This is a genomic window from Methanolobus tindarius DSM 2278 (assembly GCF_000504205.1).
Lineage (GTDB): Archaea > Halobacteriota > Methanosarcinia > Methanosarcinales > Methanosarcinaceae > Methanolobus > Methanolobus tindarius.
In genome coordinates this window covers 1093353-1105381 of sequence record NZ_AZAJ01000001.1, presented here as the reverse complement: position 1 = coordinate 1105381, position 12029 = coordinate 1093353, and the positions used below count along the sequence as shown (strand labels likewise).

13 protein-coding genes are annotated in these 12029 nt (G+C 41.6%); 12 read left to right on the top strand and 1 reads right to left on the bottom strand.

Annotated elements, in window-relative coordinates; genetic code table 11:
* Window positions 1-35 precede the first annotated feature (35 nt).
* The 10 genes from cofD to pscS all read left to right on the top strand — a co-directional run bounded on the left by cofD (window position 36) and on the right by pscS (window position 9197).
* On the top strand, window positions 36-947 hold the full coding sequence (cofD, locus tag METTI_RS05325) for a 2-phospho-L-lactate transferase (RefSeq protein WP_023844803.1): 912 nt from the start codon (window positions 36-38) through the stop codon (window positions 945-947).
* Window positions 948-1103: 156 nt separating this feature from the next.
* Window positions 1104-1511: a hypothetical protein gene (locus METTI_RS05320; RefSeq protein ID WP_023844802.1), complete on the top strand. Its 408-nt coding sequence runs from the start codon at window positions 1104-1106 to the stop codon at window positions 1509-1511.
* 70 nt (window positions 1512-1581) lie between these two features.
* Window positions 1582-2709 (top strand): ATP-binding protein, encoded by a 1128-nt coding sequence (locus METTI_RS05315; RefSeq protein ID WP_023844801.1) that lies wholly within the window; start codon window positions 1582-1584, stop codon window positions 2707-2709.
* Between the two features lie 13 nt (window positions 2710-2722).
* On the top strand, window positions 2723-4402 hold the full coding sequence (locus tag METTI_RS05310; RefSeq protein WP_023844800.1) for a VWA domain-containing protein: 1680 nt from the start codon (window positions 2723-2725) through the stop codon (window positions 4400-4402).
* 61 nt (window positions 4403-4463) lie between these two features.
* Entirely contained in the window at window positions 4464-5027 is a 564-nt protein-coding gene (gene hpt, locus METTI_RS05305) for a hypoxanthine/guanine phosphoribosyltransferase (RefSeq protein ID WP_023844799.1), read from the top strand.
* Complete coding sequence (gene dph2, locus METTI_RS05300; protein WP_023844798.1) at window positions 5020-6015, top strand: diphthamide biosynthesis enzyme Dph2; 996 nt, start codon at window positions 5020-5022, stop codon at window positions 6013-6015. The genes hpt and dph2 overlap by 8 nt, the downstream gene beginning before the upstream one ends.
* Before the next feature lie 2 nt (window positions 6016-6017).
* Window positions 6018-6605, top strand: a complete 588-nt coding sequence (locus METTI_RS05295) for an METTL5 family protein (RefSeq protein WP_023844797.1) — start codon at window positions 6018-6020, stop codon at window positions 6603-6605.
* 208 nt (window positions 6606-6813) lie between these two features.
* Window positions 6814-7497 (top strand): exosome complex RNA-binding protein Csl4, encoded by a 684-nt coding sequence (locus tag METTI_RS05290; RefSeq protein WP_023844796.1) that lies wholly within the window; start codon window positions 6814-6816, stop codon window positions 7495-7497.
* Window positions 7498-7575: 78 nt separating this feature from the next.
* The gene (locus tag METTI_RS05285) at window positions 7576-7854 is read left to right on the top strand and encodes a DNA-directed RNA polymerase subunit L (protein ID WP_023844795.1); all 279 of its coding nucleotides are present in this window, start codon (window positions 7576-7578) and stop codon (window positions 7852-7854) included.
* 185 nt (window positions 7855-8039) lie between these two features.
* Complete coding sequence (gene pscS, locus METTI_RS05280) at window positions 8040-9197, top strand: O-phospho-L-seryl-tRNA:Cys-tRNA synthase (protein ID WP_023844794.1); 1158 nt, start codon at window positions 8040-8042, stop codon at window positions 9195-9197.
* 52 nt (window positions 9198-9249) lie between these two features.
* On the opposite strand, the gene METTI_RS05275 is transcribed toward pscS, so the two are convergent.
* Entirely contained in the window at window positions 9250-10143 is an 894-nt protein-coding gene (locus tag METTI_RS05275) for a hypothetical protein (protein WP_023844793.1), read from the bottom strand.
* Window positions 10144-10422: 279 nt separating this feature from the next.
* Between METTI_RS05275 and METTI_RS05270 the strand changes: the two genes are divergently transcribed.
* Together METTI_RS05270 and METTI_RS05265 are read left to right on the top strand one after the other, a co-directional pair.
* Window positions 10423-11307 (top strand): ABC transporter ATP-binding protein, encoded by an 885-nt coding sequence (locus METTI_RS05270; protein WP_023844792.1) that lies wholly within the window; start codon window positions 10423-10425, stop codon window positions 11305-11307.
* Entirely contained in the window at window positions 11304-12029 is a 726-nt protein-coding gene (locus METTI_RS05265) for a fluoroquinolone export ABC transporter permease subunit (protein ID WP_023844791.1), read from the top strand. Before METTI_RS05270 ends, METTI_RS05265 begins: the two co-directional genes overlap by 4 nt.

Here is a 12029-nt window from a genome sequence, read left to right as displayed (position 1 = left end):
ATAACCAAGAAAAACTGGCAAGGAGATGTACTAAAATGATTATTTTTTCAGGTGGAACCGGCACACCTAAATTAATGAACGGCCTTCGTGAAGTTTACCCGGAAGAAAAGATCACTGTTGTGGTTAACACCGCAGAAGATATATGGGTTTCAGGAAACCTGATCACACCCGATATCGATACTGTACTCTATCTGCTTTCAGGCAGGCTTGACACTTCAAAGTGGTGGGGCGTGAAGGGCGACACATATCTAACACACAATGCAATGAAGGATATGGGTTATGATGAGGTCATGATGCTTGGTGATATCGACCGTGCTACCCATATTATGCGCTCAGACCTTATCAGGAGTGGTCTTACACTTACAGAAGCAATAATCGGTCTTTCAAAGTCATTCGGTGTAAAAGCTAATGTGTTTCCTATGTCCGATGATTCCGTTTCCAGTATGATAAACACACCAGAAGGAAAGATGCATTTCCAGGATTTCTGGGTTGGAAAACATGGTGAACCTGAGGTTCTGGAAGTATGTCAGGAAGGAATTGAAAAAGCAACTATCTCCCCGGCTGTTGTGGAGGCACTTGAAAGGGAAGACAATGTTCTGATAGGTCCGAGCAACCCTATAACAAGCATTGGTCCAATAATAGAGCTTCCCGGGATGAGGGATATTCTGAAAGAGAAAAAGGTGATTGCAGTCAGCCCTATAATAGGTACTGAACCTGTAAGCGGACCGGCAGGTAAACTCATGACTGCAAGAGATATTGAGGTTTCCTCATACGGCGTTGCATCATACTATTCTGATTTCCTTGACCATCTGATTATCGATGAGCGTGACCCGATAGAAGATAGTCGGTTTAAAGAAATCGGGTGCAGTGTGTCAAGAAATGATACTTTGATGAAGACGGTGGATATAAGCAGGAATCTTGCTGAAACCGTATTAAGACAGTTCTAAATAATGCAGAAACAGTCTTTAGTTCTGCTTACTTCTTTTTTTATTTAACTTTCCAATTTCAGTATTTTAATAAGTATATTTTTATTATTATAATGCATATATTGCGTATCTCCAATTTGAGGGCATACCAACAAAACAGACTCCTAAGGTGAAATTGTGGGTGATGAATGGAAAATCGATTTGAAAATCCCTGACATAGGGATGATGGTCACGCTTATGACAACTGCTCTGTGTTCAATGATAATGGGCGCAGCAGAGATCGCTTACACTATGCTGTGGATCACAGCTTCATATGTAAGACACGGAAAAGACTTTTTTATTGATCTTTTAAACGCCAAGGCATTGACATGGACTGCAGAATATATTCTTGTTGCAGGTTCACTCTTGCTATTTTCAGCTATCCTTTTCCTGCTGAGTTCTACATTCTCTTTATATGAGCTCAACGGACTGGCAAAAAATGTGGAAAAGAAAGTGCATACGAAAGTCGTGTTCGGATTTTTCGTAGGAGGGCTGATTCTCCTATTCCTGGCACTTATATCTGCGATCATTCTGAGGTATCTGTAAAGCCGAATGCTGCAAACAATAAAAAAATCAATAATTAAAAGTCAAAATTACATGCTGGGAAGGCGATAATATGAGTTCAAGTATCACTGGAACAATAACAGAAGTTCCTAAAGTCGTAGAAAATGATTCTCCATCAGAATATCTGGAGGACATTGCCAGACAGGCTACTAAAACAGAAAGAGTACTTTATCCGATTGCCGGAATTGTCGGACAGGAGAAAATGCTCCGTGCACTCATTCTTAACACTATTAATCCATCTATTGGCGGCGTTCTTATACGCGGCCAGAAAGGTACTGCAAAATCAACCGCCGTAAGAGGCGTTACTGAAATATTACCTGAGATCGAAACGGTGGAGGGTTGTAAATTCAATTGTGACCCTAACGATCCTGAAAAGTTCTGCTGGGAATGCCAGGAAAAGAAACGCAAAGGTACACTTTACATTGGCAGGCGGCAGATGAGGGTCGTGGACCTTCCAGTTGGTGCAACAGAGGACAGGGTTGTAGGAAGTCTTGATATTGAGAAAGCTGTGCGCCAGGGTGTACAGGCATTTGATCCGGGAATTCTTGCCCAGGCAAACCGTGGAATTCTTTATGTTGATGAAATAAACCTGCTCGATGATTTTGTAGTTGATGCTCTTCTGGATGCTGCTGCAATGGGTGTGAACACCGTTGAGCGTGAAGGTGTAAGTGTAAGCCATCCTGCAAATTTCATTATTGTGGGAAGTATGAACCCCGAAGAGGGTGAGCTTCGTCCGCAGTTGCTTGACAGGATAGCATTGCAGGTTGAAGTTACCGGTATCTATGATGTAGAGCAGCGTATCGAAATTGTGGAACGGCGTAACAGGTTTAACGATGAGCCTAAACAGTTCATCCGTGAGTTTGAGGCAGAACAGGAAAAACTGCGTTCTAAGATTGTAAAAGCCATGCAGATGCTTCCCCGTGTCACCACAACAAGAGATAACCTGCGCACCATTGCGGAAATTTGTATTGCTTTTAATGTGGACGGACACCGTGCGGATATCATGATAGAGCGTGCCGCCAGGACAAATGCTGCTTATGAGGGCAGGGAACGTATCACTAACGATGATATTATCGAAGCTTCTGAAATGGTGCTTCCGCACAGGATGCGTAAGAAGCCATTTGAGGAAGAGGAATTCAGTGTTGATCAGCTAAGAGCGGTTGTTGACGGCAAGGTTTGAATGAGGTGCGGGTATGGACGATGAACTTGTTCAGCGCCTGCGCAGGAATCTTCCTCGCAATTATGGCATTAAAGTGTTACACTTAGGATATCCTGTGCTTGGGCTACGTATCCCCAGAGCTTCAGTTTCACATTTTTCCAAGCAGGATACGGATATTCTGTACGAAAACCTGTATGCAAATATGGAGCAGATAAGGCCGGGTGAAATTGAGGATGTCTGCATAGTTGCGGATTCCGATCATATTTCAATTGAACCTGAAACATTTTTCAAGCCTCTTATCGGGACATCAGATTCAGCTATCGCAGATGTATTCAGGTATGCTCAAAAGAATATAGCTATCGATGATGCTATAATTTTACCACCTGATACGTCAGAACCTGACAGTTCTCTAGTAGAGGATATCATTCCCAAAGATACCTTCGTTGCTACTGAAAATTCCACTTCTCAGGAAATTGACCCAGAAAGGTCTGTATTTGCCGATATTCTGAAACCTGTTGAAGGTGAGGAAGTTTCTATAAATAAAGTGCCGGATGAGCATGAAAATCTGGAAGCAAATGATAATCCGGAAGTTCAGGACTCTCTGGAATCTCAGGAAGTCCCAGAAGAAGATTACCCGGTTGAGGAACTATCTTTTGAAGCTCCGGTTTCTCTTCCTGATGAAATTGTCTTTGAAGCAGATCAAAACGAATCCGAAGAAATATGTGTTTATGAACCTGAAGTATGTGTAGAACTCACTCCTAAAGAATACGTTCCTATTCTCAGTCATGATGAACTTGAGGAAGAGTTAGGAGACGAGTCAAGAGTCACAAAATCCGAATCCAGCAAATTGTTTGATGATCTTAAAGAGGACAAGACAGTTGGTAAGATTCTCAATGACTTTGCCCGCAATTCCCAGAAGAAGAGACTCGCAGCAGGCAGACTGAAATCCGGTAGACGTGCAGAGGTTCTCACCAAGAGCAAGCGTGGAAGGTATGTAAGGTACAGGATGCCCGGAGAGAAAATTACTGATATTGCCATTGCTCCAACTGTAAGGGCTGCAGCTCATCATGCCAAGGATGGCAAGATTGAGATTAAAAAAGGTGACATCAGGGAGAAAGTACGAAGAAGACGTATTTCAAGTCTGATTAACATTGTTTTTGACACATCCGGTTCTATGGATGAGAGCGACAAAGTTCAAATCACCACCAGTGTTGTTCTCGCTTTGCTGAAAGATGCTTACCAGCGCAGGGACAGGGTTTCACTTGTGACATACAGTGGTCGTTCCGGTGAACTGGTGCTGCCGTTCACATCGTCTGTGGAAGCTGCAAAAAGGTATCTTGAGAAGGTTCCTTTCGGAGGGACAACTCCAATGGCTTCCGGAATGCTAAGGGGTCTTGACACTCTTATCAGGGAAGTAAAGAAAGAACCGTCTGCCGTTCCTATTATGATACTTGTAACAGATGGCACTGCTAATTCTCCGCTTCATCTTGGTGGGAATATCAGGAGGGAGATCAGGCAGGTCTGCAAGCAGATAGCTGACCACCGAGTCAATATTCTTGTAGTTGATATCAGTGCAACCGGTTCAATGCTTGCAAAGGAGGTTGCAATGAAAAGTAATGGAAGTTACTATCATCCGATGTCACTGAGTAAGGAGGCTCTTTATTCTGCTATTACGCAGGAGAGGGATCAGGTAACGGCTTTTTCAGTGATTTGACCTTGAAGTTCTTACTTCAACGGTCTCCATTTATATACTGGCAGGTAGTAAGGCGATAACTATGCTAAAGATACTACGTGAATCCCTGCTGAATGCACCAATCGTTCACAGGGGAAAATATCACTATTTTATTCATCCGATATCAGATGGAGTTCCAAGACTTGAGCCGGAACTTCTGGAAGAGGTCACTGAGCACATTCTGGGGATGGTCAGCAAGGATTTTGATAAGATAATTGCAATAGAGGCAATGGGAATCCCTCTTGCAACTGCAATTTCAATGAAGACCGGAGTTCCTTTTTGTATTATAAGGAAGAGACAGTATGGTCTTGAAGGTGAAATAAAACTGTCACAGGAAACCGGTTACTCCAAGGGTGAACTCTACATTAATGATATCTTCGAAGGTGACAGGGTTCTTATTGTGGACGATGTCATCAGCACCGGAGGTACTCTTGTAGCACTTATGAGTGCTCTTGAAGGGGTAGGTGCCACCGTGACAGATGCCATTGTAGTCATTGAACGTGGTGACGGTGTTTCAAGACTAAAGGAAATGGGTATTGATGTGAAGACTCTTGTTCGCATTGATGTGACTGAGAAAGGTGTTTCCATCGAGGATATACATGAGTGACGGCGAAGCTTTTGATTTTCAGCTTGAGTATATAATCTCAGTAATCAGAGATACAGGTGCAAAAGTAGTGGGATTGCAGTTTCCAGAAGGTTTTAAGAGACGTTCGCCGGGAATAGCTTCACGTATTGAGGATGAGACAGAGGTTAGTGTTTTTATTTCTGGCAATCCGTGTTTTGGAGCCTGTGACCTTGACGTTGCTCTGATTAATGATGTTGATATTCTCTTCCACTTCGGGCATGCTCATCTTGACGATAACAAACTTTCACAGAAAGTATATTTCATAGAAACCAGGTCGGCTGTTGATGTAAAGGATGTTGTTGGACTGGCAGCTTCCAGACTGGAAGGCAAGCGCATTGGTCTTATCACAACGGTGCAGCATGTTCATAAGCTGGGTGATGCTGTGAAGATTCTGGAAAAACATGGAAAAGAATGTGTAATTTGTTCCGGTGACAGCAAGATTGCATATCCCGGTCAGGTTCTTGGATGTAATTTCTCTTCTGCACGCAACGCAGATTGTGATGAGTATCTGTTCATTGGAAGCGGACAATTCCATCCTCTTGGTGTTTCACTTGCCATGAAGAAGCGTGTACTTATCGCTGATCCATTTGTCAACGAGTTAAGGGAAGCAGATTACTCAAAGGTTCTGAGACAGAGAAGTGCTGTGATTGCAAAATCCCTTGATGCAGAGATTTTTGGAATCATTGTTTCATCGAAACCCGGACAGGAACGCATGGAACTTGCTAAGGAGCTTAAACAGATGGCAAAAGAGCATGGCAAAGATGCACATATTTTTACAATGGACCTTGTAACTCCGGATCAATTATTACAGTTCAAAGTTGATGCATTCGTCAACACTGCATGCCCTCGTCTTGCTATTGATGAGGTTGGAAGGTTCCATGCTCCGATGCTGACTCCGCTGGAGTTTGAGATAGTGCTTGGCGAAAGGGAATGGGAAGACCTTTACTTTGATGAAATAACAGGTGAATAAGATTGAAGCAGCGTAAGCTTGAGATGTTGCTGGAGCAGGTAGAGGGTTTTGATTCTCCAAATGTGAACCTGGAACAATATGCTACTCCTGCATTACTTGCGGCTGAAATTCTTCATTTTGCATATATGCAGGGTGATCTTGAAGGAACAGTTTTTGACCTGGGATGCGGGACAGGTATGCTTGCAATTGGTGCAAAGCTTCTTGGTGCAGAGAAGGTTGTTGGTTTTGATGTTGATAACAAGGCTCTGGAACTTGCCCGGAAAAATGCCGGGAAACTTGGTGTTGACGTTGAGTTCGTCCATGCCGATATTTTTGAGGTAGATGGGCATGCTGATACTGTTGTCATGAATCCGCCGTTCGGTGCTCAGGCCAAAGGTAATGACCGACCGTTTCTTTTAAGTGCGTTGAAAACCAGTGATGTGATATATTCTATTCATAATTGCGGGAGCCATGAGTTTATAAGTAAGTTCATAGGTGATGCCAGAATTACAGACTGGTACTCAACAGCATTTCCAATGAAACGAACATTTAAATTCCATAAAAAAGAAGTAGAAATGGTAAAGGTAGAGATTTATCGGATAGTGCGATAATATTTTAAGAAATGCGGTTCTTACTTGAAGGAATTCATGGATTTGTGCATTTTTATATAATTTCAGATTATAAGAAGGGATTCTAATTAGGATAAGAAATAGACGTAAGACTTCACGCAGGAAGATCAAATCATCTGATTCTGAAGACCAGCAGGTAAGTGAAGAAGAGGTTCTTTCCTCAGAAGTAGTCAAGGAAGCAGCAGAAGCTGTGGAAGAAGCTGTTGAAAAGAAAGGACAGGGCCGTAATAGAAGGTCAGGAAAGAAAGATGATAAGCCCGATGAAGGCTCAACAGAAGATGATGATATGGATGATGAAGAGGAACTTAGTACAGAAGAATCTGTATTTGTAATGCCTGGTGACTTTGTGGGAACTACTGAAGAGTTCAAAGCAGGTTCAGGAACTTATGTCAACGTTGCAGATATTCACTCACTTAACACCGGATATGTAAAAGTTGACAGGAAATCAAGAACAATCTCTGTGGTACCTCAGACAAGCATTCCTCCTGAGATCAAAGAAGGCGACATTATTATTGGAAGTGTTGTCAATATGCGTGATTCAGTAGCTCTTGTTGAGATCGGTGCAATCAAAGGAAAAGGAGAGCGTGAGTTCCAGACAAATGGTGCTGCAGCAATTCATGTGTCCAACGTGAAGGATTCCTATGTAAAGAATCTTGGATACGAGTTTTCACTTTCTGATGTTGTCAAAGCAAAGGTCATTAACACCCAGAACATGCGTCTGAGCACCGATGATAAATCCCTTGGTGTCATGAAAGCATATTGCTCAAGGTGTCACAGCCCGATGGTAAAGGACAACAAGAAACTGAAATGTCCTGAATGTGGTCGCACAGAGACAAGAAAGCTCTCTGCAGACTACGGTACCGGAATAGTCTAACCGATTATCGATTGATTATAATTTATAATCATAGTTTAAATTACATAATAATTACACATTACTTATGGTGAGATAAAGATGGAATTGAAGATCATTGACAAAACAGAAGACGAAATGCATCTTGAGATTATTGGGGAAAACCACACTCTTCTCAATATGCTCAAGTCCGCTCTGCTCGATGACAAGAGAGTTCAGATAGCAACATACGATATGAAACACGTTTCAATTAGTGATCCTATACTTTTTGTAAAGACAGATGGTGCAGATCCGATTGAAGTTGTCAAGGATGCTGCTAATGTTATGGTTACCCAGTGTGACGAGTTCCTTGATGTTTTCAAAACTGCTATTGATATTTAATTAATTTTAAGTTGCACTTCTGTGCACTTTTCTTTTCTTTAATCCCAGATTTAAAATTATTTTTTTATGATCTGGAACTTTCTGTTTTCCTGAGTAGGATGGTCTAAATTATTTTGCAACGAACATTTTTAACTAGTATTGGAAAGTTCACTACATTATAATTCACAGATTAACAGGGTAATATTATGGAACTTGATGACTCTATTCTTAACAAATTCGGATTTATCGCACGTGGTCCGAAAGATGCGATAAATATTGATCCGCTTCAGACAGGCGGTAAACTTACTGAAGATGCCCGCAAGGCGTTGCTTGAATGGGGAGACGGATACTCAGTCTGTGATTTCTGTGGTGGTGTTCTTGACCTTATCAAAAAGCCTCCAATAGAGGAGCTAATTCACAATGCTTTGCCTGCATTTCTGGATACTGATGCTGTAAGAATAACCCATGGTGCAAGAGAATCTAAATTTGCAGTCATGCATTCCATGGGTCAGGAAGGTGACTATGTAGTGCTTGACGAGCTTGCTCACTATTCATCATTCGTTGCGGCTCAACGTGCAAGGCTTAATGTAAAGACTGTTCCACACAGTGGCAGTCCCGAATACAAAACTGATGTTGAAGCTTATGCCACAGCCATTGAAGAAGTCATCAGTGAGACCGGAAAAGCTCCTGCACTGGCTCAGGTCACATATCCGGATGGCAGTTACGGTAACCTTGCAGACGTAAAGAGAATTTCCGATATCTGCCACAGCTATGATGTACCTCTTATGCTCAACGGAGCTTATTCTGTAGGCAGGATGCCTATTCACGCTAAGAAGATGGGCGTTGATTTCGTTGTTGGAAGCGGTCACAAGTCTATGGCTTCATCAGGTCCTATCGGTGTTCTTGGTGTAAAGGAAGACTATGCAGACATAGTTTTCAGAAAATCTCCAACTCATAAAGTAAAAGAATTAGAACTTCTCGGATGTACTGCAAGAGGTGCAACCGTGATGACAATGATAGCATCTTTCCCTGAGGTTGTGCGCAGGACGCAGAACTGGGATAATGAGGTTGCAGATGCACGCTGGTTCTCAGCCAAACTTGAAGATATGGGTATCATACAGATGGGTGATAAACCACACAACCATGACCTTATGTTCTTTGAGGCTCCTGTGTTCTATGAAATATCACAGACTGCAAAGAAAGGCAGGTATTTCCTGTACAAAGAACTCAAAAAAAGAAATATCCATGGAATTAAGTCCGGACTTACCAAGTACTTCAAACTCAGTACTTTTCAGGTAGGCAGAGAGAATCTTTCTTATATTGCTGATTCTTTCCAGGAAATTATTGATACGTACCAGAAATGAACTTCTGGTACTTTTGTTCCTGTTCTTATTTTTCCCTGCTTTAAAAGTTAGATTACGCAATTGTGGTACTAACCAACAATGGATTTGTAATATCATTTGTTATTTCAAATGAGGCCTTTTCAGAAGAACCCATATTTGTTGAACGTCCAACTCTTACATAGAGTACAAATGATTCCCCATTATCCAGTGAGTACACATAATGATGTAATCCAAGTTGTTTACTTACTTCAGGCGAGTTCATTGTTTCACCAGGATGTAATGAATAACTTTCCTTGAATATGGATTTGTTATATGGATCAAAAACTTCTACGGCAAATTCATGATTTAAACTGTCTTCGTTGATTATATCAAATGTAAGAGGATCTACAGGATATTTTTCTAGCTCTAATCTTGAATTAAGAATATCAGATATAATTACTACATGAATAATTTCCCCTTCAACTACAACATTTGTTGGGAATATGGTGTATACTTTGTCATAGGTATCAATGAAGCCATACACTTCATCACCTCTAATGGTAATGTCTACATTATAATCCGGGTTTTCTTTAGTGAATCCTTTATACCAAATCCTATCCTTCCTTTCAGTTGATTTCTGAATAATGATTTCAATATTTTCATCGTTCAGTATCAGGTTAATATTACCCTCTTTTGCGGAATTATTCAATTTTTCCGTGTCTATTATGACAGTTTCATTGTAATCCAGGTCTTCAGGTAGTTTAGTGGAAACTGCATCAATGTCAACCTTAGAAACAATTCCTGTGCTTTGTTCTATTTTGGTGTTTACAGCACTTGTTTGATGGGTGATATTTCCCTGTTCGTATGATACATTACTTGGGTTCTGTTCTTTGCTGGTATTTCCATCACTTGTATTATATGTGGTATTTTCGTGATTTTCGAGTGTTCTGGAATGTAAAAATGCACTGGCAGAAATTACCGACAGCAAAATTATTATCAGAACTATGATACCTTTATCTGTGTCTATGTTGATCCCCTCGCTCGATAAATCTGATAATACTTTAGTACTGTAAATAAATTATGCTGTATTTTAATTATCTCTATAAAGTAGTGTTTTTTCATTTCTGATTACATATCTTTTGAATTTATCCGTTTTATAGGCCGATTCTCACAAAAGTCTAAATACAATAGACTACCAACTACAATATACAAACCGACCGTCGGTCTGTATATTTCCATTAAACTAATAAAACAGGAACCAATCCAGATGATTACAGTCAAAAATCTTAACTATACATACCCCGGTGCAGAGAATGAAACACTGCACGGCCTGAATTTTGAAATAGATAAAGGTGAGATATTTGGTTTCCTGGGACCGTCGGGTGCGGGGAAATCCACCACGCAGAACCTGATAATCGGACTTCTCAAAGAATACGGAGGTAGCATTGAGGTAATGGGACGTGAGGTCAGCGAATGGGGACAGGACTATTACGAGCATGTAGGTGTCTCATTCGAACTGCCGAATCATTACCTAAAACTCACAGCACTGGAAAATCTGAACTATTTCCGCTCGCTTTATGAGGGAGAAACATCAGAACCTATGGAAGTTCTGGAATGGGTAGGGTTGAAGGATGATGCTAATAAAAAAGTCTCTGAATTCAGTAAAGGTATGAAAGTCCGTCTGAATGTTGCACGGAGTCTTATTCACAGACCGAAAATACTCTTTCTGGATGAACCGACAAGCGGTCTTGATCCGGTTAGTTCCCGTAAGATCAAAGATCTGGTGCTGGAACTACGCAGTCAGGGTACAACAGTTTTTGTAACCACCCATAACATGATGGTGGCGGATGAATTATGCGACAGGGTTGCCTTCATCACATCAGGTAACATCGGTATTATCGACTCACCTTCAGCTCTCAAAAAACAGTACGGAAAACGCAACGTTCGTGTGGAATATCTTGGAGAACAGTTCGAGGTGAACACTGAGACGGAGAATGTCCAGTGTAAGGAATTCCCACTTGATGGCATAGGGGAAGACGATGAATTCATCAATCTGTTAAAATCAGGTAAACACATTGAAACTATTCACACGCAGGAAACCACTCTGGAGAATATCTTTATTCAGGTTACCGGGGAGGCACTCCATACATGAGTCGTCTGGTTTCCACAATGAGGACCGATGTGACCGTACAGCTACGCAACAACCTTTACACTATTGGAATAATCGCAGGAATACTCGTTGCAGTAGCAGTATCCAGCGTGGCAGGTCCGAGCCAGTTATATTCTGTCGTGCCGGCTTTGATGCTCATGGTTGCAGGTGGTTCCACGTTGCTTTACGTTGCAGGCATGATTATCTTTGAAAAAGACGAAGGCACCCTCAATGCAGTGATCGTTTCACCACTGAGAATATTCGAATATCTCCTGTCCAAGGTGATAAGTCTCACCGCGCTGGCAACGCTGGAATCATTCGTGATGATCGGTGGTGCAATGTTAATCATGAGTTTTTCGGACAAAGTCACTTTCCCGAACATTCCACTCCTGTTGCTGGGCATTGTCGCAATCGGAGTGATCTACACACTCATCGGTATCATTTTGATAGTTCGTTTTGACAGGATTACTGATTTTCTCATACCCATGTCAATGATCGCAGTATTACTTCAACTTCCGTTTCTGTATTTCCTTGGATGGATAGTTCATCCTGTGTTTCTCATAATACCTACAAGCGCACCGGCGATGCTGATGCAGGGTGCATACATTCCACTCATGACATGGGAATGGGGTTATGCGGTTGTTTACACGGCCATACAGATCGGTCTCTTTTCGGTCTGGGCATACCGTGCTTTCAATACACACATCATCATGAAGGTGAACTGA